The following is a 25,201-nucleotide window of genomic DNA, read 5'->3' on the forward strand; positions in this document are numbered from 1 at the left end:
GTTTTTTAGTTAACGTCCAACCACTTGAAGCTAGCGTCAGCTCCGAACGGATGGCGGTACATGTTTTGAATGTTTGAGCGCTCGAGGTAAGCTTCACCTTTTTGGTAGATCGGTGCGATCGCGAAGTCGTCTTCGAGTAGGATGCGTTCAGCTTCTTGCATCGTCTCCCAACGCTTCATTTGATCAGCTTCTTTCTTCGCGCTTTGGATCAACTGATCGTACTCATCGTTCGAGTACGCCATCCGGTTGAACGGACCGTCTGTGATCCACATGTCGAGGTACGTCATTGGATCCTGATAGTCAGGGCCCCAGCCGGCAGCAGAGATATCATAGTCGCCTGCACCTTCAAGCTCGAGGAAGTTTTTGAACGGCTGTTGTTTGATGTTAAGTGTGAGTCCAGGCAAGTTCTTCTCGAGTTCACCTTTGATGTACTCGTTGACTTTCTTGAACGCTTCTTCATCACGTGAGAGGAACTCGAGTTCGATCGTCTCGACGCCGAGCTCGGCAAGTCCTTTATCCCAGGCAGCTTTCGCTTCGTCGACGTTGTAGCTTTGAAGATCAGGATACTTCTCGCGGAAGTCAGCTCCGTCTTCCGTGAACGTAAAGTCTTTAGCGACGATGAAGTTGGCCGGCTGTGAACCGTCTGTCAAGATGACGTCAGTCACGCCTTGCTTGTCGAAACCTTTCGCCAACGCTTCACGAATATTCACGTTTTGGAGTGCTTCATTCTTTTGGTTGAAACGAAGGAAGTTGATCCGTGCGTCAGCACGTGTTTTAAACTCTTCTGCTTCTTGGAATTGTGGAACGAATTCAGAAGATAAGAGTGTATAGTCGACTTCACCTGACTCGAACAAGTTGACGCCGGTCGCGACTTCTTTGACGACTTTGACGTTGATCGTGTCCATCTTGACGTTTTCAGCATCCCAGTAATCCGGGTTCTTTTTATAAACCCAACCTTCGTTGTCTTGCCAGCTATCAAGTACGTAAGGGCCGTTGTAGAGCGTTTTATCGACGGCCGTCGCGAACGACTCGCCTTGTTCTTCGACGAACTCTTGTTTTTGCGGCATGTACGTCGGGAATCCTGTCAACCCGAGGAAGTATGGAGCCGGTGCTTCCAATTGAACTTCAAGCGTCTTCTCATCGACTGCTTTCGCACCGAGTGAATCGAGTTCAGCTTCGCCGCCGAGGATTTTGTTGGCGTTCTTCAAGTCTTGAAGGATGTATGCGTACTCGGCACCCGTTTCAGGGTTGAGGGCACGTTTCCAAGAGTAGACGAAGTCTTCAGCCGTTACTGGTGAGCCGTCTGACCAGTTGGCGTCACGTAATTTAAATGTGTATGTAAGACCGTCTTCCGAAATCTCGACGTCCTCAGCAATACCTGGTACTGGTTGGTTGTTTTCATCAAGACGATACAGTCCCTCGAAGACGTTATTCGTCACGATGATTGATGTCGAGTCGGTCGTGAGTGTCGGATCAAGCTGTGGCAAATCAGTTGCCGAAACGAGCGTGACTTCTTTTTTCGCGTCACTTGATGACGATCCATCCGACGAATCTGTTGCCTCTTCTCCACCGCCACACGCTGCTGTAGCAAGCAAAGCGACACCCGATAAAGCTAACCATTTTTTATTCCGCATTGTCTTACCTCCCGAAAATTCTGATTGTTTCGAATATATTGCAATTAAACTACAAACAGAATGAATGCGCAATAAAATTTTTTAAATTATCCGAAAATATAAACATTACTGAAACAACTATCTAAACGTTCCTTTATTCAGTAGAATGAGAAAATCATCGGATGTTTATACACTATGTGTGTATAGTTATTCGATAAAAGTTGAGTGTGTTTTGGAGGTTTTTAAATGAAGTCACAATCAGCCGGAATCGGCTTTTTCGGGCTTGCTGCCATGGTCATCGGGACGATGATTGGCGGAGGAGCTTTTAACTTACCAGGCGCGATGGCCCAAGGTGCGGGGGTCGGATCAGTGATGATCGGTTGGACGATCACAGGTGTCGGTATGATTATGCTGGCGTTCGTATTCCAATTTTTGGCGGATTCACGTCCTGAACTTGAGGGTGGGATTTATGCCTACGCCAAAGAAGGATTCGGGAAGTTCGTCGGATTCAATAGTGGCTGGGGTTATTGGATGTCCGCTTGGATTGGGACGGTAGCGAACATCACGCTGATTTTTAGCACGCTCAGTTACTTTTTCCCGATTTTTTCAGCAGAGCATCGATCGTTCCGGTTAGTGATGAGCGCGTTCTTCATTTGGGGGTTGTTCTGGCTCATCTCTCGAGGGATGAAGGAGGCGGCGCTCTTGAACATCGTCACGACGATCGCGAAGCTCGTCCCGATTTTCTTGTTCATCGTGCTCATTTTGTTTGCGTTTCAGATCGAGACGTTCCAAATTGATGTTTGGGGCGAGTCCGGGTTCAGTTGGTCGCATGTGTTTCCCCAAGTGAAATCGACGATGCTCGTGACACTTTGGGCGTTTGTCGGTATTGAAGGGGCGGTCGTCTTATCGTCACGGGCGCGTAATAAGCGCGATGTCGGTCGGGCGACGGTGATCGGACTCATCGGGACGCTGTTGATTTACATGATGATTTCAATCTTCTCGTTCGGCGTCATGACGCAAGAACAACTCACGGCGCTCCCGGAACCGTCGATGGCGTACGTGCTCGAAGCGGTCGTCGGTCCGGTCGGTGCGACGATCATCAATATCGGTCTGCTCGTGTCGCTCGCTGGGGCGTTGCTCGGGTGGACGATTTTAGCGACAGAGATCTCCTACGTGGCGAGCCGGGACGGTGTCTTTCCGAAATTGTTCAATCGGGTCAACCGAAATGATACGCCTGTGAGCGCTTTGTTCATTACGCAAGCGTTCACGCAAGTGGTCACAGTCGTCGCCTTGTTCTCGGAACAGACGTACTTAGTGCTCTCGAGCATCGCCGGTATCGCCGCGCTCGTGCCTTACTTGTTCTCGGCCTTGTTCGGCTGGAAAGAGGCACGACGGACGGGGGTTCAGAAAATGGTTCTCGTTTCTATCCTCGCGTCTGCTTATGCCGCTTGGTTGCTCTATGCATCCGGGATTGAATACATGCTCATCGCGATGATTTTGTACGCGCCGGGAATCTTCGTCTTCATGCTCGCGGAACGGGAGCAAGGACGGAAGTTCCTAAGCGGGATCCAGTATGCGATCGCTGCTGTCATCATCCTCGCGGCGACTTATGGTGTGTACGGACTATGGACTGCTACGATTAGCCTTTAACTAAAAACATCACCGGTCGTCATCGTCGACGACCGGTGATGTTTTATATCTCGTTATTCGTGAGCAATCGGACGACTTGGTCGGGTGCCATTGGTTTGGCGTATAAGAATCCTTGGAACGAGTCGCAATCGGTCTCTTTTAAATGGTCGAGCATGATTTGATCTTCGACACCTTCGGCGACGACGTGAAGATTCAAACTCTTGCCGAGATGGACGATGACATCGAGCAAGTGAGACTTCGACGTCATCCAGTCGTCAAGAAAGACCTTGTCGATCTTCAGCTCGTCGACCGGGAACGATTTCAAGTATTGAAGCGACGAGAAGCCGGTTCCAAAGTCGTCGATCGACAGGCGGTAATCGAGCCGTTTGATTTGATTCATCCGAGCGATGGTTTCCTCCGTCTGTTGCATGACGAGACTTTCCGTGATCTCGAGGATGACGTCGGACGGGTTCAAGTCGAGTTGTTGCTTGATATTTCGGAGCGTGTTGATGAAACTCTCACTGCGGAACTGATTCGGTGAAATATTGACCGCCATCGATAGAGGATGATTGACGAGCGGTTGCCACGCCTTCAGTTGCTTGGTGGCCTCAAGAATGACCCAGTTGTTGATCGGGACGATCAGCGCCATCTCTTCAGCGAGCGGGATGAACTCCGAAGGCGGGATTTGCCCGAGTTGGTCGTGATGCCAGCGCAGTAACGCCTCAAATCCAATCAGCTTATCCGTTTTCAAGTCGAACTTCGGTTGGTATTCGAGATAAAAATGTTTTTCTTCGAGCGCTTGGTACAGCGCTTTTTCGATATGGATTTGTCTTGAGAACGCATCGTCCATGTCTTTCGTGACGAATTGGATCGTCCCGACACCGATGCGCTTGCCTTTGAACAAAGCGCTCTCGGCTCGGGTGTACAGCTCGTCCAACGAATTAGTGGCCGACGGATAGAACACGCAACCGATCGAGATTGATAACATGATCGAATGATGGTAAATCCGGAACGGTCGTTGCAGTTCGTGTTGCAGTTGACGAAGCAGCTGGAACACTTCTTCTTTTGATTGTTCAAAGAAAAGAATGCCGTACAAGCCGCCCGAAGGATGGAACATGACACTCGACTGGGGCAGGAAGCGTTCAGCCCGGTCTTTAATTTGAAGCAACAGTTCATTACCGACGCGTGAACCGAACGACTCGTTGATAATTTTGAACCGGTCGATATCGAAGAGGGCGACGTGCAACAACCCGTTATGTTCTTTCACGTCAGTAAGTGAGTGCGCATATTGGCGCAAGAGCCCTTTTTTATTTAACAGCCCGGTCAAATCGTTGTGATAGGCGAGGTAGTTCACTTCTTGTTCGAGACGTTTTTTATCAGACACGTCGAAACCAAACGCCGTGTACTGGGCGATTTCGCCGTCTTCACTTAAAATCGGTACAATCGTCAAGTTGAGCCAGCAGATGTTCGTCACATGTCGTTGCGATCGAATCGGCATCTCGCCGTTCCAAATTTGATCGGTCGTGAGCGCTTGACGTACCACACCCGCAATCGGATCATCTTCAAAGGATGGGTGAATGAGCTCGAACCAGTTACGACCGATGAATTGTTGGTCAGGTGCCCCGATCAAGTCGCACAACAGCGGATTGATCTCAGTGATCTCGCCACGATCGTTGGCTGCCAAATAATAAGTCGAATGCTCGATCATCGCTTGGAAGTGGTGGAGCAGGTTGAACTGCTCGGTGCTGATGAGCGGACCGAAGCCTTTCGGTAGGAAGGCTAAAAAATAGCCGTTGACGTCGTTGATCGAAAAAGTTTGTAAGTAAGCGGTCGCATAGACGACCGAGCCGTTTTTATGTTTAAACGCCGTCAATGCAGTCGTCGAGAATGGATATTGAAGGAGCAATGGTGACCACGTTTCAAGCGCCTGCTCTAAATGTTGGACGACGGGTAATGCGTGGTGAAGTACCTCGTCACGCTCCCAACCGAACAGGGTCTCCGCTTGTTCGTTCCAAAGAAGGACGGTGCCGTCAAAATCGATGTAACAGCATGGGATCGATAGGGCATCGATGAACGTATCAATCGGCAAATCACGCAATGAAGTCACACAAATTCCTCCAATCTACATCAAATAAGTCATACTATACGTTCAGTGTACCTTATTTTCCCAACCCAAGGAACGGGCAAGTTCGTCGTTGTCAAAAGAAAGACGGTCATCATATACTGAAGGAGTAAGGTAGTTCTTTTCATAAGGGGGAAATCAAATGTCAAAAACACAAGAAGTGATTGAATTGACAGAGAAATTCGGGGCGCACAATTATCATCCGCTTCCAATCGTCATCTCGGAGGCGAAGGGGATTTGGGTGACGGATCCGGAAGGGAATCGTTACATGGATATGTTGAGTGCGTATTCGGCTGTCAACCAGGGGCATTGTCATCCGAAAATCATTCAAGCGTTAAAAGATCAGGCCGACAAGATCACGTTGACGTCACGTGCTTTCTACAACGATCAGCTCGGTCGCTTCTACAAAAAAGTGGCAGCGCTTACAAATAAAGAAATGGTGTTACCGATGAACACCGGTGCCGAAGCGGTCGAAACCGCGGTCAAGGCATCACGGCGCTGGGCCTATGAGGTCAAACAAATTCCAGGGCAAGCCGAGATTATCGTCTGCACCGGCAATTTCCATGGACGGACGATGGCGGCTGTGTCGATGTCGACAGAAGCGGACTATCAGCGCGGTTTCGGACCGCTCCTCCCAGGCTTCAAAGTCGTGCCGTACGGAGACATCGACGCGTTCGAGGCCGCAATCACGGAGAACACGGCGGCGTTCATCGTTGAACCGATTCAAGGGGAAGCGGGTATCATCATCCCGCCGGCGGGTTACTTGAAGCGAGCGGCTGAATTGTGTAAGGCGAACAACGTGTTGTTCATCGCAGACGAGATTCAGTCAGGTCTTGGCCGCTCCGGAAAATGGTTCGCGATCGAATGGGAGGGCGTCGATCCCGATATGTATATCCTCGGAAAAGCACTCGGTGGCGGTGTCTTCCCGGTATCGTGTGTGGCTGCTAACGAAAGCGTCCTCCAAGTGTTCAATCCAGGATCGCACGGGTCGACGTTCGGGGGGAACCCGCTCGCGGCGGCGGTATCGATTGCTGCGCTCGAGGTGCTTGAAGAAGAACAGCTTCCGGAGCGTTCGCTCGAACTCGGGGCGTACTTTATGGACCGTTTAAAGTCAATCGACAACCCACGCATTAAAGAAGTGCGGGGCCGCGGCCTATTCATCGGGATCGAGTTGACGGAAGCGGCTCGTCCTTATTGTGAGGCGCTTAAAGAGCGGGGCTTGCTCTGCAAGGAGACACACGAGACGGTCATTCGACTCGCACCACCGCTTGTCATCACGAAAGAAGAACTCGATGAGGCGTTCACGGCAATCGAGGCTGTATTCGCACCGACTCCTATTTCATAATGCAAGAGGGCTTGTTATAATTTGAGAAGAAATGCAGACACCTGCCGGGCGATGTTTTCGCGGCAGGTGTCTTTTCGTAAGGAGGAACGGTCGTGCTCTACGTTTACGTTGGTTTAGCAGGAGCGCTTGGAGCGCTTGCAAGGTATGGGGTCGGTATAGGGATGCATACGTTGTGGACAGGTACATTTCCGCTAGGGACGCTCACCGTCAACTTGATTGGCAGTTTCGTGCTCGGTTGGCTCACCCATTACTTATTTCAGACCGGAAAGTTCTCACCGATGGTCATTACGGCGGTCGGTACAGGATTTATCGGTTCGTTCACGACGTTCTCGACGTTCAGTGTCGAGACGATTGTGATGATTGAGTCAGGGGACCTGGTCGGAGCGCTCACCTATGTGACACTGAGCATCGTCCTCGGCCTGTTCAGCTCGTGGTTAGGCTATAAACTAGGAAGAAGACGATTCCGGCGTTTTGTGAAGCGAGAGGGGGAGGCGTGATGACTGTTGTGACAGTGATGATCGGTGCTTTTTTCGGGGCGATGGCCCGTTTCGGGATTGGTCAGCTCGTTAAAGTATGGACGACGTCGGTCTTTCCTTGGGCGACTTTGTTCGTGAACGTGACCGGATCGTTTTGGCTCGGATATTTGTATGCGGCCCCTGTACCCTCAGTGGTGGGACTCGGGATCGGCGTCGGATTCCTCGGTTCGTTCACGACGTTCTCGACGTTCAAACTTGAAGTCATGCGGTTCGTGTCGAAAGATTGGGTTCGCTTTGGTTTATACTTACTGGCGACGTATGTCTTCGGTTTAATTGCCGCCTACCTCGGCTACCAATTTGGACAATAAACAATCCCTCGGAAACTCCGAGGGATTGTTTATTGTTCAGCGAGTTGAAGCTTTTCAGCACATGATGCGCATGTGTTTTCATAAGACTCACACTGCTCATCCATATGTTGTCCGCATTCTTGACACGTCTTATCTGGTAATTTCCGATAAAATTCGACTGACGATTCGAGTCGGCTTGCCCATTCATTCATATAAAGCGCCTCCTTTAAGTATGCGTGCGTTTGTTAAGTTGTATTCATTGTATTATAACAGTTGTGTTTAAGTCAATTATAATCTATAACAGATTTTTCTTTTTGGATTTGCTAAAATGAAATTATACGAAATGAGGTGACACGGATGAAGGCACCACAATGCGAAACAATCGCCATCCAAAGTGAAGACGTGGCTGTATTGCAACAGGCGCTTGTGCGATTGGATGCGAACCGAGTCAGTCGGTTGTTTAAGGCGTTCGCTGATCCGACGAGACTGAAAGTGCTGTACGTCTTGACGCTCGAGCAAGAATTATGTGTCTGTGACGTCGCCGCCGTGATCGGACACTCGAACGCAACCGCATCGCATCATTTACGGACGCTTCTCGATCAAGGGCTCGTAAAATATCGTAAAGATGGGAAAGTTGTTTATTACTCATTAGATGACGAGCACGTCCGCCTTCTTGTCGAAATCGCGATGGCGCACAGTGCCGAACAGCAATCAGGTCTTTGAGAAGTGTCTACTGCGACAACACAGTAGACACTTCTTTTTATTGTGTTCTCTTCCAATCAGCGTTACGATATATTCAAATCGACGTTTGAATGAAATGGGAGGATGAGCTATGGAATTACGTGACGTCTTACCAGTCGAAGGTATAACTTGTACAAATTGTGCGGCGAAGATCGAGAAAAGCGTCTCGGATCAGACCGGTGTCGCATCCTGTCAAATCGACTTTGCGACGAGCCGAATGATCATCGAATGGATTGATCCGGCCGAGCGTGAAACGACGCTCCGTTCAATTGAAGAGACGATGGGGCGGATTGAACCGGGTGCGCATTTCGTGAAAACTGATCAAATCGAGCAAGCACCGAACCATTTGTTGTGGCGCTTTGGTATCGCCCTCAGCCTGCTTGTGCTCGCGCTCTTGACTGAATCACTGCCGTTATACGTGGTTGCTTATGCGGTCGCTGGCTATGATGTCGTCTATGCGGCAGTCCGAAACGTATGGCATCGCGAATGGTTTGATGAGAAGTTTTTAATGACGATTGCGACGATTGGGGCGTTCGCAATTCGAGAATATCCGGAAGCGGTCGCCGTCATGCTATTTTATCAACTCGGCGAATACTTCCAAGGACGCGCCGTCCATGCGTCGCGTCGGTCGATTCAGTCATTATTGAATATGAAACCGACGATGGCACGTGTGCTCGGTCCGGACGGTGAGTTCGAGCGGCGTCCCGAAGAAGTGGCAATCGGCTCGGTCATCATCGTCCGTGCCGGCGAACAAGTTCCGATGGACGGGAGCGTCGTGACTGGATCGAGTTCACTCGATACGGCATCTTTGACGGGCGAATCGGTTCCTCGTCAAGTCGGACCGCACGATGAAGTGCTCGCCGGAATGGTCAATTTAGAAGGCCGGCTTGAAGTGCGCGTCAAACGCTCAGCGACGGAGTCGAGTTTGCAAAAGATGATTGCGCTTGTCGAACAGGCAAGCTCGAACAAAGCGAAGACAGAGCAGATGATCACACGCTTAGCCCGAGTGTATACGCCGATTGTCGTCGTTTTAGCAGCAATCGTTGCGTTCATCCCACCTCTTTTCGTTGGGAATTTAGAGGAGTGGGTGTATCGCGCCTTAATTTTCCTCGTCATCAGTTGCCCGTGCGCACTCGTCATTTCAATTCCGTTAGGTTATTTCGGCGGGATCGGGGCTGGTTCTAAACGAGGGATTTTGGTCAAAGGCGGCGAGTATTTAGACGTGCTCGCCGAAGTGAAGACGGTCATTTTTGACAAGACAGGAACGCTCACGACCGGTCGCTTTGAAGTGACGGACGTGACGACGAACGGAGACGTGACAGAAGCGGAGTTGTTAACGCTCGCTGCCCGTGTTGAGATGGCATCGACGCATCCGTTGGCAAAAGCAATCGTGGCGAAGGCGAGCAAGACGACCGCGTTTGCGAATATTACCGAAGACCCGGGCTACGGTCTGGCAGCGACAGATAGCACGGATACAATCTATGTCGGAAGTGCGCGATTCATGCGGAAGTTAGGACATTCGATTCAAGATGAACAAATGGGCACAAGCGTCCACGTCATGAGAAATGACCGCTGGCTCGGGCGGATTGAACTGATGGATACGGTGAAAGAGGATGCCGCAGCAACTGTTGCCGCACTAAAACGCCTCGGCTACCACACGGTCATGTTGACAGGGGACCGGGATGAAGTTGCGACGTCGGTCGGTTTGAAAATCGGAATCGATGAAGTGAAAAGTGAGTTACTTCCCCACCAGAAAGTCGAGGAAGTGGAGAAGTTGGCTGCGCGAGGGAAAGTCGCGTTCGTAGGCGACGGTTTGAACGATGCGGCAGCGCTCGCCCGTGCGGATGTTGGACTCGTCATGGGTGGAATCGGGAGTGATGCCGCAGTGACGGCGGCAGATCTTGTGCTCATGAATGACGCCCCGAGCGATGTCGTTGCGGCGATTGAGCTAAGTCAGCGGACGAAGCGGATCGTGTGGCAAAATATCGTCCTCGCATTCGGGATGAAGGCGCTGTTCCTCCTGCTCGGCGTGCTCGGACTCGCATCGATGTGGGAAGCGGTGTTCGCAGACGTCGGCGTCGCGTTGCTCGCCATCGGCAATGCGACTCGCTTGATCCGCTCCAACTAAAAAAACTTCAAGCGAGCTTGAAGTTTGGCGAATGCTTGAGACCGGTCAGTTGTGATCGGTCTTTTTTTGACGTGTTTTGAAAATCATGAACACGAGGATGATGAGGACCGCTACGAGTAAGAAAACGATGGAGTACAGTGCTTGAATGACGATATCGATTTGATTTTGAGTGGATACGAGCTCTTTCCGGATATCGTTGTATTGCATCTGTTTCAAAGCTCTTAAATCTTCTAGTATCGTCTGCCGTTGATCGGTCATCGACTCGGCCGTCGCCGTCGCTTGTTCGATGTCACCGCTCTCGTACATGACGAGGACGCGGTCGGCTTCTTGTTCCCAAATGCCGTCCCGATGCAGTAAGTCGAGGAACGAACTTGGCGTTCTCGGATCACTCGTGATAGATTCCTTCAACTCTTTCGTACGTTGGGACATGCTGTAATAGGCTTCTAAAAAGCGGCGGTCCTCGTAGGCGAGGAGACCGCGGATAGCGTTGGCACGTTCGATATTGTAGTACATGATTTCTTCAATTGCTTCATATGAATCGAATCGTTTCTCGTGAATGGTATCGATTTGGTCAGTCGTATTTCGCAGTTGAACGATGAAACTGGCGATGACGAGGACGATTAATACGGACAATGAGGCGAGCAGCAACAGCCACTTTCGTTGGGACATGTTCATCTCTCCTTTATGAAGATAATCGTACAATATTTTTCGGGTTTCAGCATAAAATATTTTTTTGGAAAAGGAAAAACCGGGTAAAGAGTTAAATACATAGTATGGCGTTTCTTGTTATCGCTTACAATGGACAATGGAACGATTTCATTCATAAGGAGAGTAAATATGCCAGAGAACTCGTCGTTAAACAAGTTACATCAGGTCTTAAAAACAAAACGGACCAATCTTCAATATGAAATCCCGACCTTGTGGAACCGGATGCGATTTCCGGCAGAACCGGTGCGCGACGGTGTCGAGCGGGTGAACCCGTACGACTTTTTAATCGATACGATTGAACGAGGCATTCTTCCGCACGCTGTCAACGGGCGTGATTATCGTCAGTCGGTCGCACAAGCGGACGGGCACCTCGAGACAGGGGGAGACTGGATTAAGCGCTCCTCGGTTTACTCGATGCAAGTCCGGACCTCGACGTCGTGGGACCATGACGGGTCAGGCTACGTCGAGATGGACAACTCTCAAGGCATGAAAGATACCGGCACGTTCGTGAAAACGCTGGCTCTGTTGCCGCACTTGTTATACATGGGGATCGACACGTTATTTTTATTGCCGATCTCGCAGCACAGTCATAAAAATAAGAAAGGTGAGTTCGGTTCCCCATACGCTGTCCAAGATTTCTTTGCCATCGACGAAGAACTAAAAGAGACATTGACAGGGGACGGATTGACGGTCGAGGAAGAGTTCGCCGCTTTCGTCGAGGCGTGTCATATGGTGGGCATCCGTGTCGTCATCGATGTCATTCCTCGCACGTGCGCCCGCGATAACCGTCTCATTTTAGAAAATCCGGAATGGTTCTACTGGATCCCGGTTGCGGAACTCGATTACTATCACCCGCCTCACGTTCCGGGAATCGGAGAAAACGTGAAGCCTGAGCATGCATTCCTGCCGATGATCTATGGATCTGAGGACGTTTGGCACCATCTCCGCCGCTTTTCGATGGCGCCTAATCTCGTCGATGCTGCCAAGTGGGAGACGGTGAAAGCTTACTTGATCGAGCATCCAGAAGAAAACTTGCTTGCCGTCATCGAGCGTGAGTTCGGTTTGACGACCGCTCCGGCGTTCTCGGACTGTATCAACGATCCGCAACCGCCGTGGTCGGACGTCACGTACTTCCGCTTGTTCCTCGACCATCCGACAGCCGCTGCCCCTTATGTCGGCGAGGCTGGTCTGGCCCCATATATTTTGTTCGACTCGATCAAGTCGAACCAGTTCCGGGGTGACGAGATCAACGAACCGCTCTGGACGATGTTAGCCGACATCATTCCGCATTATCAACGCGAATATGGGATTGACGGTGCCCGAATCGACATGGGACACGCTTTGCCGGTCGATCTCGCCCAGCGCATCTTGACAGAGCCGCGTCAACTCGATTCGAACTTCAGTTTCATCGCCGAAGAACTGATCGAAGTCGGGGCTTTTGCGGCGCGTGAGGCCGGCTATAATATGATCATCGGATACGGGTTCTATAAAGAGCCGCGTTTTGACACGCATGACACCCATCAATTCATCTACGACTCACGTTTCTTGCCGTTGCCGGTATTTGCGGCTGGTGAGACAGCCGATACACGCCGGATTGCGACGCGAGACGGCGGACGCCAGGCGAGTCGCTTGCTCACCGTACTGAACGGCTTCATGCCGAACGGGGTGCCATTGACGAACTCGGGGCTTGAACTGTATGAGACGCAGCCGATGAATACCGGTCTCGATTGCCGACCGGAAGAGGCGTATCAGTTGTTCCCGACTGATCCATATTTCGGGAAACTTGCTTTCTTCGACGCGTATCAGTTCCATTGGGATCATCCTGAGCGGACTGAAATGGTCGAACTTATGCATCAAGTGGCGGAAGTTCGCCGCCGTTGGCTCGACGCTCTCGTCGACCCGAGTCACTTCGAACCGCTCACGATGACGGATAGGGGGGCGCCGTTCATCGGTCTGGCTTGGTTACGGGCAGATACGAACGAGACGTTGCTCATCGTCGCCAACACGAATATGCAAGAGCACCTGCAAGGTAAGGTGCCGCTCGATGGGGTGCGTCGCCGGAACTGGAACGCGAGTCGTTTCGCCGAGATGGTGTACTCACCGAACTCATGGCCGTACGCCGAGCATTCGTTCGACGACAACTGGGACCTTTGGGTCGATTTGATGCCGGGCGAAGTCAAAATCTATGAAATGAAATAAGCAACGCCTCGGATCCGTAAGTGGACCCGAGGCGTTTGTCTGTTCAAGCGTTTTGTTTCATGTAATAGATGACGAACTCGTCGAGCGGCATCGGTTTCGCGTAACGATACCCTTGCATCGAGTTGCAACCGATCCGACGAAGGAACGTCTCTTGGTATTCGGTCTCGACGCCTTCAGCGACGAGAGCCATCCCAAGTTGTCGTGCCATGGCGACGATGGTCGCGGTCACGGTTTGATACTCGCGATTTTCTTCTAGCTGCATCGTGAACTCCCGCGGGATCTTTAACTCGTCAATCGGATAGCGGACGAGATAGGCGAGTGAGCTGTAGCCGGTCCCGAAATCGTCGATCGATAGTTTGATACCGAGTGCCTTTAACTCGAGAATTCGATTTAAGACGCGGTCTGACTGGTGCGCCGCGACCGTTTCGGTCAACTCGAAGTTCAAGCGGCTCGGTTCGATCGGGAAGCGTTCGAACAACGTCGTCAAATAATCGATCAAGTGTTCATCGAACAATTGCCGGACCGACAAGTTGACCGATAGTTTTGGCAAATCGATGTCGCCTTGTTCAAACGCGTACATCAGTTGGAACGTCTCATGAATCATCCAACGACCGAGGTCATGAATATGACCGGTCTCTTCGGCAATCGGAATGAATTCGCTCGGCGGGATGAACTTGCCGTCGCGTTGCCAACGCATGAGTGCCTCGGCGCCGATGATCGCCTTCGTCGAGGCATCGACCTGTGGCTGGAGATAAAGTGAGATTTCACCTTTCTCGAGCGCCATATCAAGTCCTTCCATCAACAATTTTCGTTCTTCCTTATCGACGCGAAGCGCAGGAGCGAAAATAACGGTCTCATCGCGTCCTTTGTCTTTTGCCTTATACATGGCCAAATCAGCGTTCGATAAGAGGTGCTTCAGCGTCGTGCCGTGCTCCGGATAACGGACGATTCCGATTGAAGCATGAATTTCGACGAGGTTCCCGGCCATGAAATAAGGAGGACGATAAACGAGACGACGTAAACGTTCAACGAGAATTTCATCATCATTGTGTTCGGCGACGACGATGAATTCATCGCCTCCAAGTCGTCCGGCATATTCGTTTGGCAACAAGGCGCTGCGTAGACGTTTACCGATGTGCTGCAGCAACTGATCACCCATATGATGGCCGAACTGGTCATTGATTTCTTTGAACCCGTCGAGGTCGGAGAACATGAGTGTGAACGGTCGGCCGTCCGTGATCAGGCGCTCGATCTGTTCTTGCAGCGCGTAACGGTTATGCAGCCCGGTCAAGCTATCATGGTTAGCCTGATAAAGGATCTGTTCTTGTTGGACGATCATTTGCGTGATGTCTTTGACGATGGCATAGATGCCTTCGACTTCCCCATCAATGATCATCGGGATGTTCATCAATTGCCAAACGCGTGCCGAACCATCTTCTGTCACGACATTGACGTCTAATGTTTGTGGACGTCCGTTCGTAAGGTCACGTAACACGTTCGTATAGGCGGATCGATCCGTTTGTTCGATGATGTCTAAAATATTTGATCCGATGAGCGTCTCGGTGTCATGACCGAGGACAGAGCTCCCTGCTTCGTTGACAGACAACACTTCGCCGTCAAGGTCGAACAAAAAGATGGGTTCTGCGTGATACGCGAACAGTGAGCGGTACTGTTGTTCACGGAGTTCGAGCTCGTGGGCTTTCGTCGTGACCGCGACTTCGAGGTCTGTATTGACGGTATGTAACCGATGGCTAATGAGTGCGTTCTGCTTAGCAACAACGAATTGACGGATGAGCAACAGCAACACCGCGTTCGCAATCATCGAGTCGATGATCGAGGTGCCGAGCAGTCGGTCTGATGCGAGCATGTACAACATGACAATCGTACTGTAGATGACGTAATCAAGCACAGAATCATGGGCGAGGACGTCTTCTGTCGATTCATCAAACAAATAACTGATTGAAATGATGAGAATGCTGATGACTTGAAGTAAATGGAGAAGCTCATGGCCGATACCGGTGAACAACTGCAGCTCATTGATGATCGAGGCGATGGTAAAACCGAGAATCCCGATGAGGAGCATCACGCGGAAGCCTTGCCCGGATGTCACGATGCGATTCAAATATAAGAAACCGAGCACCATGTAAAGGCTGATCAGCACCATCTGTTCTTCAAAGCCGTTCAAATTCGTGACATACTGGCCGCCGTTCCTTGTGTAAAAGAAGATATGCAACGCACCGACAATCAAAAAGCTGAGCAGTGCGAACACATCAAACGTGCGCAACTTCAACGTTCTAATTTCAATCGATTGGGTGATGACGATGAGGGCCATAATCAAATAAAAGAAGTTTTGAACGAACAGCATCATGTCAATCGACATCGCCGTGGTAAAGCGGTGTCCCACCAAATAAGCGATGAAACAGACGTTGCCGGCGCTAATGAGAAGATAGATATAGCGGCGCATCCCGTGATGGCGCAATACGGCACTCCCGCTTACCACGGTGGCGACGAGTGCGATGATCATAAAGTAGACGAACAAGCTCGTCTCCCTTAACGCATAAGGGCTGAATAAGATAACGAATAAACCGATAAAAAACGTCCCGACGAGAAGCGCGGGGACTGATTGGCGCAAAGTGTGGCTAGACAACTCATGCACCTCCTTCTGTATATGTCTCTGAGGCTCATCCTTATTATCGGACCGTTCGAGTATTTATTACACAAAAAAATCGACAGCACGATGCTGTCGATCAGAGTGTATACGAATGTTCTTTAAAGTTACCGACAATCGAGTCGATTTCTGAGACAGTGACAAACGCCTCGGAATCAATGTCTGAGACGATTTGACGCAACTTTGGAATCTCGTTGTTTTGAACGACGACGTATAGCATTTTTTTCGCGTCGTTCGAATAGCCGCCGGTCGCATCCATGATGGTGACCCCACGCTTCAAGTTCTGTTTGATGACCAAGTTGATCTCGTCCGCTTTTTTACAGATGATGAAACACTGTTTTTGGGCGGAGAAGAAGCGATGGATCGTCAACAACGTCCGCGACCGGACAAAACTGAGGACGAGCGCATACATGACCGCTTTAATATCGAACGTGATGAACACGAGGATATAGACGATAATGTCTTGGGTCAAAAAGATTTTCGGGAGCGATAAGTTGCGGTTGTTCATGAAGATGACTTTCCCTAAAATATCGAGTCCGCCTGTCGACGCCCCGGCAAATAACAAAAGTGCCAAACCGAGTCCTGAGACGATACCGCTGAAGACGGACGCGACGAGCGGATCGTCGAGCGGCGTCGGTGGAATGAGGACAGGCAGCGCGTCGATTAAAATCGATGACAATATGACGACGAGTCCTGTCATGAGAATGAATCGTCTCCCGAGATATTTGATCCCGATGATGAAGAGCGGGATATTTAGCACTAGCTGGGTGAGTCCGATTGGTGTGCCGAACAGCTCGTTGACGATGAGCGTGATTCCGACAATCCCACCGGATCCGATTTCATTCGGTTTGAGTAACAGACCGACAAAGATAGATTGTAGGATTGTTCCGGCGATGATAAACAAGACAGTCTCGACGGCAATCCGTTTACGTGATTTTGCGTACATATGAGTGGCTAAGGCGCCATACGCCTCCTTTGAATGAACTCATGCAAGCGTACTCCGATGACGCCGGAATTTCAAGTCTTGAACGATTATAACTCGTTATGGAAACGGTCGATATCACTCGCTAGCTGTTCGTGGACGTAGTCGATGACTTGAGCGTCGTCAAACAGTCCGAGCGGGGCGTCGTCCGGGATTGCGTCGAACGGTGAGACGAAATAGAGCACGGCCGCGACGAGAGCGTGTTGCTTGTCGGGCTGCATCTCGAACTGGGCGTTGTAGACGGCACGCAGCATGTTAAGCAGTTGTTTCATTTGGAAGTATAGTGTGAGTTCCTCTTCTCGTTCGATGTCGCTGATTTCGTTTGAGGCGACGTCGACCGTGACTTTTGCTAGGGCGAGTTCTCCTTGGACTAATAAGTCACCTAGCTTTTCGTTCTCGGTGAAGTCGGTTTGGGCGTTGTTTAAAAAGTGTGAATAAGTCGTTTTCCAATCTGACATGTTTTTCTCCTCCTTCTCTCTACATCTACTAATATGCCCGTTTTTGCGATTTGGTTGCAACTTTTCCGAAAATTTAAGAAAATAGAAATAAGTGAAAAAGGAGGAACTGTACATATGTCTACTGTAACTTTACCGACCGAGGCAGAATTTGCCCGCTATGCCGAGCTTGCTGTCAAAAAAGGTGTCAACATTCAACCGGGTCAACAGCTCGAAGTCCGAGCCGATATTAGCCAAGCACCGCTCGTCCGCCAAATCGTGAAAGCAGCCTACGCGGCCGGAGCGAAACAAGTGTACGTCAACTGGAGCGATGAAGAGACGACGAAAGTGCGTTACTTCAACGCACCGACTGAAGCGTTCAAGGAGTTCCCAGAGTGGCTCAAAGCACGATTCGAGCAACTCGCGGAAGAGAAGACGGCATTCTTGTCGATCGTCAGCGACGATCCCGACGCGCTGAACGGTGTCGAATCATCACGCATCGCCGACTCGAACCGGGCGTCTGGTGTCGCGCTCGCAAAATGGCGTAAGTATGTCATGAGTGATAATGTCAGCTGGTCAATCGTGGCCGGTGCATCTGAAGCATGGGCGAAAAAAGTATTCCCAGACCGTGAAGATGCGGTTCCGGCCCTGTGGAGAGCGATTTTCGCAGCAACGCGAATGGACCAAGACGATGTCGTTGCCGCCTGGGACGAGCACGATCAAGCGTTGCGTTCACGGGCGCAGCTGTTGACGGACAAGAAATACGCGAAACTTCACTACAAAGCACCAGGCACGGAATTGACGATCGGTCTTCCGAAGAAGCACGTCTTCCTCGGTGGCGGTGGTCCGAACATGGACGGCGTCGACTTCATCGCCAACATGCCGACGGAGGAAGTGTTCACGCTCGCCGATAAAGATGCGGTCGAAGGACACGTGTCGAGCACGAAGCCGCTCAGCTACAGCGGGAACTTGATCGACGGGTTCACGCTTTGGTTCGAAGGCGGAAAAGTCGTGAAAGCGGAAGCGAAACAAGGGCAGGCAGCACTCGATGAACTGTTGAACCTTGATGAAGGGGCACGCCGCATCGGAGAAGTTGCGCTCGTGCCGGATGATTCGCCGATCTCGAACTCGGGACTCCTCTTCTACAACACGTTGTTCGATGAGAACGCATCGTGCCACTTGGCGCTCGGACGTGCCTACTCGACATGCCTTGAAGGCGGACCGACGATGTCGCCCGAAGAACTCGCTGAGAATGGCGCGAACGACTCGATGACACACGTCGACTTCATGATCGGTTCGGCCGAAATGAATATCGATGGTGAGCTCGAGGATGGAACACGCGAAGCGATCATGCGTGATGGGAACTGGGTCATCTAATAGAAAAAGATAGTTGAAAAGACGTAAAGGCGACCGCCTTTGCGTCTTTTCATGTCATGAGAGTTCATACAGGAATGCGAGCGCGTTCGGTAACCGCCGCCGCCACGCAATCTCGTTGTGGACCGCCCCGGGCTCGACTTCATAGCGGAAGGCGATACCGGTCCGAGCGATCGTCTCGACGAGTTTCGCGTTCGTATATAAATAGTCTTCCGGTGTGATCGGACCGCTCGTCTCGTTCGTGCCGATATCCATATAGAGTCGGGCGGACAGGTCGGCTTGTTTCAGTTCGCGAATGAGCGAGTCGAGGTTGGACCAGGCGGCCGTCGACAGCGAACCGACACGACGGATTGCCGGATACGTCGCCATCATATAGAGCGAGATGACGCCGCCCATCGAACTGCCCATCACACCGACATCATCCGGATCGGTCGCGTAGCGGGCGTCAATCCACGGCTTCAGCTCCTGCATGAGCCAGTCGGCATACAGGCGCCCCTTGCCGCCGAGTGTCGGTCGGGTCTTAGCGAGTTCAGGTCCGATGCGTTTATAAAGCATCTCGTCTTCATAAAATGAGTACTCATCGTATCGGTCGAGCCAATCGGGAGCGCTCGCGATGGCGACGACCATGAGCGGCAGTTGCAAATCGTCGAGATGGCGGTCGATTGCCCAACCTTCCCCGATTGTCGCGGTCTTGCCGTCGAAGACGTTTTGGCCGTCATGCATATAGAGCACGGGCAACACCTCGTCGGTACGAGCGAAGTCGGGGCGGTAGACGCGGACGATTCGTTTTCGGCCTCGTATCGTCTCGGTCGGCAAGGTGAAACTAAACTGTTCGATCATACAATCATTCCTTCCTCTGACGGTCTCTTCTCATTTTGGCGTTGTCCGTACAAAAACTCAATCCGGAAGTTTGACTACCTACCATTCGTTAGGTAAAGTGAGGGGAGATGAAAGGGGTAGATCGCAAATGACCACGAAACAACGGATTGAACAAGCTGCCAGACGCCGGTTCGCACTCGAAGGATATGAAGGACTGTCTTTGGCGGCGCTCGCCGAAGATGTCGGGATTAAGAAAGCATCTTTATATGCGCACATCGAAGGAAAAGAACAGCTGTTCAAACAAGTCGTCGAACAGATGGCCGAGCGTTACCAGCATGCTTGGTCACAAGCGCGGGACGAGTCAAATGATGCGGCACCGCTCGAACGGATCGAGGCAATCGTTGAAGCGCTGATTCATTTCTTCGAAGAAGAAGAGACGTGGATGTTGACGAAGCGAATGCTGCTCGTACCGCCTCCTGAGCTGCGCGTCTTCATCGAGACGACGATCGGGTCGGTCGAGACCGAGCTCCAGGCGTTTGAGAAAGAGCAGTTCCGTTTGGCGATGGAGCGTGGCGATTTACCGGAACAATCGCTCGACGACGTATATGACGCGTACTATTGCTTTTTGGACGGGGCGTTGCTTTCACTCTTTTCGTTTGCAACGAATCGAGCGCAACGACAGCATGCGGCATTTAAAATTTTCAAGAAAGGAGTCGGGTGGACATGAAAAAGGAACAAATGGCTTGGTTGTGGCTCGTGCTCGCCGGACTTCTTGAAATTGTTTGGGCGACGACGATGAAATTGTCGAACGGGTTTACCGTATTAGGACCGACCGTCGTGACCATCGTGTTATTGATTGTCAGTTTTGGCTTGTTGGCGATGTCGTTCCGTGTGTTGCCAGCTGGCACCGGGTACGCCGTTTTTACGGGTATTGGCGCCGTCGGGACGGTCATCGTTGGAAATATTTTATTTGATGAGACGATGACGGGAATGAAGCTGTTGTTTATCGCGACGCTCCTCATCGGGGTGGTCGGTTTGAAGCAAGTGACAGGAGGTGATTCGGCATGAGTTGGACATTTTTAATCGGGGCTGGGCTCGCTGAGATGCTTGCTGTTTTCTTCATGGGAAAATCAAAAGGCTATCAGATTTTAAAATGGTCGCTTCTTTCGATCACGACGTTTGCACTAAGTTTTTATTTATTGTCACGTTCGCTCGAGACGTTGCCACTCGGGCTCGCCTACTCGATTTGGGTCGGGATCGGCGCGGCGGGTGGAGTGATTCTCGGTATGTTGTACTTGAACGAGTCAAGGGATCGCTGGCGTGTCTTCTTTTTAATTCTCATTATCGGGAGCGTTATCGGGTTGAAAGTCGTGGCGTGAATAGGATTGAAATGAGATAGAAACGGGAATTGAATAGTTCAGACTGTGAAAGAAAGGGGCGGGAAAGATGAATCTTGTCGAGTTGCAATCAGAACGTCTACGGCTTGAACCTTATACAATCTCCGATTTCTATTTCGTAAAATCGTTACTCCAAGATCCGCGGGTGATGCGCTTCATCAGTCCGGACGGCAAGCCATATACGGATGAACAGACAATCGAATGGTTCGAGAGACAGTTGGCCCGCTATACGACGGGCCGACAGACCGGACTCCTCAAGCTGATGACACATCAAAGCGATGAGCCGATCGGCCATGCCGGGACGCTCTTGCATGAACTTGATGGCAACATCGAGCTCGAGGTCGGTTATTGGCTGGCACCGAAGCACTGGCACATGGGCTACGGTCGGGAAGCGGCCGCGCGTCTCATGCAACATGCGTTCGAGGACGGCGAGAAAGACATCATCTCGCTCATTCACCCGGACAACGTGCCGTCACAGCGAGTCGCCAAAGCGAATGGGTTGCATTGGGACCGTGACACCGAACACGGAGGCATGATCGTGTCCGTGTATGCCGGTGATTTGGAACGTCTATGTCGTCACATGAAACGGGAAGAAATGACACGGTGAAAAAAATAAAAAAGTTTTAAAAAACAGTTGCCAAGGCATTAGTTTCTTGATATATTAATAGTGTCCTAAAGAGAGGACACGACCTGATTCTGTAGCTCAGCTGGGAGAGCGCTACCTTGACAGGGTAGAGGTCGCTGGTTCGAGCCCAGTCAGAATCACTTGGGTGCCAAACCCGATGCGAAACCCATAGGAACGTGGGTTTCCGCGCAGCCACTTCTTACGAGAAGTGGCTTTTTTTGTGTATTCTTTTAATTGACAGCCCACATAAACAGTTGGTATATTCCTCTCAATACATACAGAAACGGGGAATTATACGATGGTATTAACCGGAACAATCGTCAATGCGGCCTTGATCGTGGTCGGCACATTACTCGGGTTGTTGTTTCACCGAATCCCCGAGCGGATGAAAGAGACGGTCACGGCTGCCATCGGTCTCGCCGTCGTCGTGCTTGGTGTGCAGATGGGCATGAAGAGTGAGAATTTTTTAATCGTCATCGGCAGTCTCGTCATCGGAGCCGCGCTCGGCGAATGGTGGAAGCTCGACGAGAAGTTGAACGAGATCGGCTATCAGTTGGAACGGCGTCTCGGTGGGAAAAGTAAGTCGAGCATCGCGGAAGGCTTCATCACGGCGACGCTCATCTTTGTGATCGGGGCGATGGCCGTCATCGGGGCGCTCGACAGTGGCCTGCGCGGGGACCATGACGTCCTCTATACAAAAGGGTTGATTGACGGTTTCACGGCGCTCGTGCTCAGTTCGACGCTCGGCATCGGCGTCATGTTCTCGGCCGTGCCGGTCTTGTTGTACCAAGGGGCAATCGCGTTGCTCGCCATCCAGATCATGAAGTTTATTCCGGAGTCGCTCATGGATGACTTTATTTTGGAGATGACGGCGACCGGCGGCGTCATGATCGTCGCCATCGGGTTAAACCTGGTCGGAATCACCCGGATTCGTGTCGCCAACTTGCTGCCCGGTATTTTGATGGTCGCGATCATTGTCACCACGTTACATATCCTCCAATGAAAAACGGACTAGCGCATTTTTTCGCGCTAATCCGTTTTTTTGTGGGCTGTGACTGGTTGATCAGGATGTAGTGCTTCCGCAATGATTTGATCCCAGTCTGCTGCGTCACAGGATGTCGTACAAGTCGGTGCGATTTCGCACGTGGCGCATTTACCAGCTTTTGCTTTACGGGTGTAGCGATGGAGCGAATAAGCGGCGTACCCGAATACGGCAAGACCGATCAATACATCAAATAAGGACATAAGTTTTCCTCCTTGTTAAGCCAATCCGAACAGACGACCGATTTGATAGATCATCAGTGATACGACGTACGCAACACCAAGCCCATAAAGGCTAGCAACCCACGTTAACTTGGCGCTGCCCACTTCACGCCGAATGACGGCGACGGTCGCTAGACAAGGGACGTACAAGAGGACGAACGCCATGAAGCTATATGCGCTCAACGGCGTAAACACGGGAAGCAACGAGGCGGACAAGTCTGATTCGCTGACCGCATAAATGATCGCCATCGTCGATACGACGACTTCTTTCGCTAAAAAACCTGTGATGAGCGAAGCACCGGCCTGCCACGTCCCGAAACCGAGTGGAACTAACAACGTCGCAACGACCCCGCCGATCATAGCGAGAAAACTCTCATTCATCGGGACGTCCATTCCGGCTGGACCGGAATAGGCGAGTAACCAAATGAAGACGGAACCGCCGAAGATGAACGTACCTGCTTTTCGGACGAACCCTTTCGCTTTTTGCCACGTGCTGCGCCAAAGCGTCAACCCTTGGGGGACACGATATGGAGGCTGTTCAACGATAAAGAGGCTGTTCCGATCTTCCGCCGCCAATACGGACGTGAATATTTTTGCAGCAATCAACGCCAGGACGATCCCGAGCATATAGAGCGACAAGACAACGAGCGCTTGGTTTGATGCGAAAAAACTGGCGGCGAAGACAGCATAAATTGGCAAACGCGCCGAGCACGACATGAACGGTGAAATGAAAATTGTGACGAGCCGCTCCCGCTCTTCCTCGACCGTCCGTGCCGCCATAATGCCCGGGACGTTACAACCAAATCCAATGATCATCGGAATGAAACTTTTCCCGTTCAGTCCGACGAGTTGCATAAATCGGTCCATGACAATGGCGACACGCGCCATATAGCCAGAATCCTCTAAAAACGAGATAAAGAAAAAGAGCACGAAAATCTGAGGGACGAAGACGAGGACGCCGCCGACACCCGCGATCACCCCATCAATCAGCAACGCCTGGATGAAAGAAGAGGTCCCGAGGAGTTGTAACAACGAGCTCGTTCCGGATGTGACCGGACCCGACAAAAATCCATCCAACAGATCGGACAACGGGGCACCGATCCAGTTGAACGTGATGTGGAACAGGGCGTAAAGTACTGTAAAGAAAATAGGTAAGCCCCAGATCGGATGTGTCACGACGGCATCGATGCGGTCGGTGACCGTGGCTTGGTGTACGCCTTGCTGATCGACGACGTGATGGCGAACGTCTTTCGTCCAGTCGCGTCTGCGTTCTGTAATATGGGCGTGGGCGAAGCGTCCGAGTTTCACTTCTAACGCTTTACGAATTTCATTGACGGTTCGCGACGACGATTCGAGCTGTTCTGAAATGACGCGATTTCCGGCCAAGTATTGAACGGCGATCCAGCGATCGCGCTCACTCAGTCCTGTCGCTTCAAGAATTTGTTGAATCGCCTGTTCGGTCTCTTCCCCGTAATCGAGTACGAAAGGTTCGCGTGGGGTTGTTCGCAGGGAGGACAGGAGGACTTCACAGCCGGCACCTGTACGCGCTGTGATCGGAAACAAGTCCGCGTCCAAACGTTCTTTCAAGCGCTCTAAATTGATGTGGATGCCCCGTCCTTTGGCGACATCGACCATGTTCAAGCCGATTTGAAGCGGACGGCCCATTTCGAGCAATTGGAGCGTTAATTGTAAGTTGCGTTCGAACTGCGAGGCATCGATGATATTGATCATCCCATCGAACGGTTCCTGCAACAGGAATCGCGAGACGATTGCTTCGTCAGCCGATAGCGGGTCTAAATCATAGACACCGGGCAAGTCGATCAACTGTCCAAAGTTTCCATGCAGCTGCCCGATTTTCTGTTCGATCGTGACACCTGCCCAGTTACCGACGTGGGCGAAGGAGCCGGTCAATCGGTTAAATAGAGACGTTTTTCCGGTGTTCGGGTTTCCGATCAAGGCAATCCGTTGCGTCACGGGACGATCACCCCGATCTGTTCAGCGTCACAGCGACGGATGGCAATCATTTGTTGATGTTCAAGTTGTTCAATCGTGAGCGGTCCGGAAAAGATGGCCCGGCGCTTGATTCGTACGGAGCAACCTTCATAAAATCCTAAGGCAATCATGCGACGCCGCAAGCGGTCATCAATTCGCGTTAAATCAGATATGAGCACCGGTTGATGCAGCGGCATGGCAAGTAATGAATTCATTAAGATCTCTCCATTTTAGTCAAATGATAACTCTTCTCATTCGGTAGCATAACACGTACGTTGCTATCGGGAAGCAAGATTATTTGTGGATTTTATGACTTATGAAAAACAGTGGTCCGAGAAC

At 51.2% G+C, this 25,201-nt stretch carries 24 protein-coding genes and 1 tRNA gene; 14 read left to right on the forward strand and 11 right to left on the reverse strand.

Features of this window, described 5'->3' with window-relative positions; genetic code table 11:
• Nucleotides 1–5: 5 nt before the first annotated feature.
• A complete protein-coding gene (locus tag A6395_RS11195; RefSeq protein ID WP_070328843.1) occupies nt 6–1,634 on the reverse strand; it encodes a peptide ABC transporter substrate-binding protein in 1,629 nt (542 codons plus the stop codon).
• A 225-nt stretch (nt 1,635–1,859) separates the two neighbouring features.
• Here A6395_RS11195 and A6395_RS11200 point away from each other — a divergent pair, with 225 nt between their 5' ends.
• Nucleotides 1,860–3,263 (forward strand): basic amino acid/polyamine antiporter, encoded by a 1,404-nt coding sequence (locus A6395_RS11200; protein ID WP_071399089.1) that lies wholly within the window; start codon nt 1,860–1,862, stop codon nt 3,261–3,263.
• A 43-nt stretch (nt 3,264–3,306) separates the two neighbouring features.
• Here the strand turns inward: A6395_RS11200 and A6395_RS11205 are convergent, their stop codons facing one another.
• Nucleotides 3,307–5,349 carry an EAL domain-containing protein gene (locus A6395_RS11205; protein ID WP_071399090.1) on the reverse strand — a complete coding sequence of 681 codons (2,043 nt, stop codon included), beginning with the start codon at nt 5,347–5,349 and terminating at the stop codon, nt 3,307–3,309.
• A gap of 157 nt (nt 5,350–5,506) precedes the next feature.
• Here A6395_RS11205 and A6395_RS11210 point away from each other — a divergent pair, with 157 nt between their 5' ends.
• From A6395_RS11210 to A6395_RS11220, 3 genes are all read left to right on the forward strand, one after another.
• The gene (locus A6395_RS11210) at nt 5,507–6,709 is read left to right on the forward strand and encodes an ornithine--oxo-acid transaminase (protein WP_071399091.1); all 1,203 of its coding nucleotides are present in this window, start codon (nt 5,507–5,509) and stop codon (nt 6,707–6,709) included.
• Between the two features lie 92 nt (nt 6,710–6,801).
• Nucleotides 6,802–7,206: a fluoride efflux transporter CrcB gene (crcB, locus tag A6395_RS11215; RefSeq protein ID WP_071399092.1), complete on the forward strand. Its 405-nt coding sequence runs from the start codon at nt 6,802–6,804 to the stop codon at nt 7,204–7,206.
• On the forward strand, nt 7,206–7,553 hold the full coding sequence (locus tag A6395_RS11220; protein WP_071399093.1) for a fluoride efflux transporter FluC: 348 nt from the start codon (nt 7,206–7,208) through the stop codon (nt 7,551–7,553). Before crcB ends, A6395_RS11220 begins: the two co-directional genes overlap by 1 nt.
• Nucleotides 7,554–7,582: 29 nt before the next feature.
• Here the strand turns inward: A6395_RS11220 and yhfH are convergent, their stop codons facing one another.
• Nucleotides 7,583–7,744, reverse strand: coding sequence for a protein YhfH (gene yhfH, locus A6395_RS15780; RefSeq protein WP_016509445.1), 162 nt, complete (start codon nt 7,742–7,744; stop codon nt 7,583–7,585).
• Between the two features lie 145 nt (nt 7,745–7,889).
• Here yhfH and A6395_RS11225 point away from each other — a divergent pair, with 145 nt between their 5' ends.
• Both A6395_RS11225 and A6395_RS11230 read left to right on the forward strand, forming a co-directional pair.
• Nucleotides 7,890–8,255, forward strand: a complete 366-nt coding sequence (locus A6395_RS11225; protein WP_070328849.1) for an ArsR/SmtB family transcription factor — start codon at nt 7,890–7,892, stop codon at nt 8,253–8,255.
• Nucleotides 8,256–8,364: 109 nt separating this feature from the next.
• The gene (locus A6395_RS11230) at nt 8,365–10,401 is read left to right on the forward strand and encodes a heavy metal translocating P-type ATPase (protein ID WP_071399094.1); all 2,037 of its coding nucleotides are present in this window, start codon (nt 8,365–8,367) and stop codon (nt 10,399–10,401) included.
• Nucleotides 10,402–10,446: 45 nt separating this feature from the next.
• Here the strand turns inward: A6395_RS11230 and A6395_RS11235 are convergent, their stop codons facing one another.
• The gene (locus A6395_RS11235) at nt 10,447–11,070 is read right to left on the reverse strand and encodes a hypothetical protein (protein ID WP_233589678.1); all 624 of its coding nucleotides are present in this window, start codon (nt 11,068–11,070) and stop codon (nt 10,447–10,449) included.
• Nucleotides 11,071–11,238: 168 nt separating this feature from the next.
• On the opposite strand from A6395_RS11235, the gene A6395_RS11240 reads away from it, so the two are divergent.
• Nucleotides 11,239–13,308, forward strand: coding sequence for an alpha-amylase family protein (locus A6395_RS11240; protein WP_071399096.1), 2,070 nt, complete (start codon nt 11,239–11,241; stop codon nt 13,306–13,308).
• Between the two features lie 43 nt (nt 13,309–13,351).
• On the opposite strand, the gene A6395_RS11245 is transcribed toward A6395_RS11240, so the two are convergent.
• From A6395_RS11245 to A6395_RS11255, 3 genes are all read right to left on the reverse strand, one after another.
• Nucleotides 13,352–15,940, reverse strand: a complete 2,589-nt coding sequence (locus tag A6395_RS11245) for a putative bifunctional diguanylate cyclase/phosphodiesterase (RefSeq protein WP_233589679.1) — start codon at nt 15,938–15,940, stop codon at nt 13,352–13,354.
• A 115-nt stretch (nt 15,941–16,055) separates the two neighbouring features.
• Entirely contained in the window at nt 16,056–16,922 is an 867-nt protein-coding gene (locus A6395_RS11250) for a YitT family protein (RefSeq protein ID WP_071399097.1), read from the reverse strand.
• Between the two features lie 86 nt (nt 16,923–17,008).
• Nucleotides 17,009–17,416 (reverse strand): YkvA family protein, encoded by a 408-nt coding sequence (locus tag A6395_RS11255; RefSeq protein ID WP_071399098.1) that lies wholly within the window; start codon nt 17,414–17,416, stop codon nt 17,009–17,011.
• A gap of 114 nt (nt 17,417–17,530) precedes the next feature.
• Between A6395_RS11255 and A6395_RS11260 the strand changes: the two genes are divergently transcribed.
• On the forward strand, nt 17,531–18,769 hold the full coding sequence (locus A6395_RS11260) for an aminopeptidase (protein ID WP_070328855.1): 1,239 nt from the start codon (nt 17,531–17,533) through the stop codon (nt 18,767–18,769).
• 54 nt (nt 18,770–18,823) lie between these two features.
• Here A6395_RS11260 and A6395_RS11265 read toward each other — a convergent pair whose 3' ends face one another.
• Nucleotides 18,824–19,606 (reverse strand): alpha/beta hydrolase, encoded by a 783-nt coding sequence (locus tag A6395_RS11265; protein WP_071399099.1) that lies wholly within the window; start codon nt 19,604–19,606, stop codon nt 18,824–18,826.
• Between the two features lie 127 nt (nt 19,607–19,733).
• On the opposite strand from A6395_RS11265, the gene A6395_RS11270 reads away from it, so the two are divergent.
• The 6 genes from A6395_RS11270 to A6395_RS11295 all read left to right on the forward strand — a co-directional run bounded on the left by A6395_RS11270 (nt 19,734) and on the right by A6395_RS11295 (nt 22,610).
• Nucleotides 19,734–20,312: a TetR/AcrR family transcriptional regulator gene (locus tag A6395_RS11270; protein WP_071399100.1), complete on the forward strand. Its 579-nt coding sequence runs from the start codon at nt 19,734–19,736 to the stop codon at nt 20,310–20,312.
• A gap of 11 nt (nt 20,313–20,323) precedes the next feature.
• Complete coding sequence (locus A6395_RS11275) at nt 20,324–20,653, forward strand: DMT family transporter (RefSeq protein ID WP_071399107.1); 330 nt, start codon at nt 20,324–20,326, stop codon at nt 20,651–20,653.
• Nucleotides 20,650–20,964, forward strand: coding sequence for a DMT family transporter (locus tag A6395_RS11280; protein ID WP_071399101.1), 315 nt, complete (start codon nt 20,650–20,652; stop codon nt 20,962–20,964). Before A6395_RS11275 ends, A6395_RS11280 begins: the two co-directional genes overlap by 4 nt.
• A gap of 67 nt (nt 20,965–21,031) precedes the next feature.
• The gene (locus tag A6395_RS11285) at nt 21,032–21,589 is read left to right on the forward strand and encodes a GNAT family N-acetyltransferase (protein ID WP_084813044.1); all 558 of its coding nucleotides are present in this window, start codon (nt 21,032–21,034) and stop codon (nt 21,587–21,589) included.
• Between the two features lie 85 nt (nt 21,590–21,674).
• Nucleotides 21,675–21,747, forward strand: a tRNA-Val gene (locus A6395_RS11290).
• A 158-nt stretch (nt 21,748–21,905) separates the two neighbouring features.
• The gene (locus A6395_RS11295) at nt 21,906–22,610 is read left to right on the forward strand and encodes a DUF554 domain-containing protein (RefSeq protein ID WP_071399102.1); all 705 of its coding nucleotides are present in this window, start codon (nt 21,906–21,908) and stop codon (nt 22,608–22,610) included.
• Nucleotides 22,611–22,636: 26 nt separating this feature from the next.
• Here A6395_RS11295 and A6395_RS11300 read toward each other — a convergent pair whose 3' ends face one another.
• Genes A6395_RS11300 through A6395_RS11310 form a run of 3 tightly spaced genes read right to left on the reverse strand, consistent with a single transcriptional unit; the run spans nt 22,637 to nt 25,077 of the window.
• Nucleotides 22,637–22,852, reverse strand: a complete 216-nt coding sequence (locus A6395_RS11300; RefSeq protein ID WP_071399103.1) for a FeoB-associated Cys-rich membrane protein — start codon at nt 22,850–22,852, stop codon at nt 22,637–22,639.
• Nucleotides 22,853–22,867: 15 nt separating this feature from the next.
• Nucleotides 22,868–24,844 carry a ferrous iron transport protein B gene (feoB, locus tag A6395_RS11305; RefSeq protein WP_071399104.1) on the reverse strand — a complete coding sequence of 659 codons (1,977 nt, stop codon included), beginning with the start codon at nt 24,842–24,844 and terminating at the stop codon, nt 22,868–22,870.
• Nucleotides 24,841–25,077, reverse strand: coding sequence for a FeoA family protein (locus tag A6395_RS11310; protein WP_071399105.1), 237 nt, complete (start codon nt 25,075–25,077; stop codon nt 24,841–24,843). Before A6395_RS11310 ends, feoB begins: the two co-directional genes overlap by 4 nt.
• Nucleotides 25,078–25,201 lie beyond the last annotated feature (124 nt).

This window comes from Exiguobacterium sp. SH31, from assembly GCF_001816105.1.
GTDB lineage: Bacteria > Bacillota > Bacilli > Exiguobacteriales > Exiguobacteriaceae > Exiguobacterium > Exiguobacterium aurantiacum_A.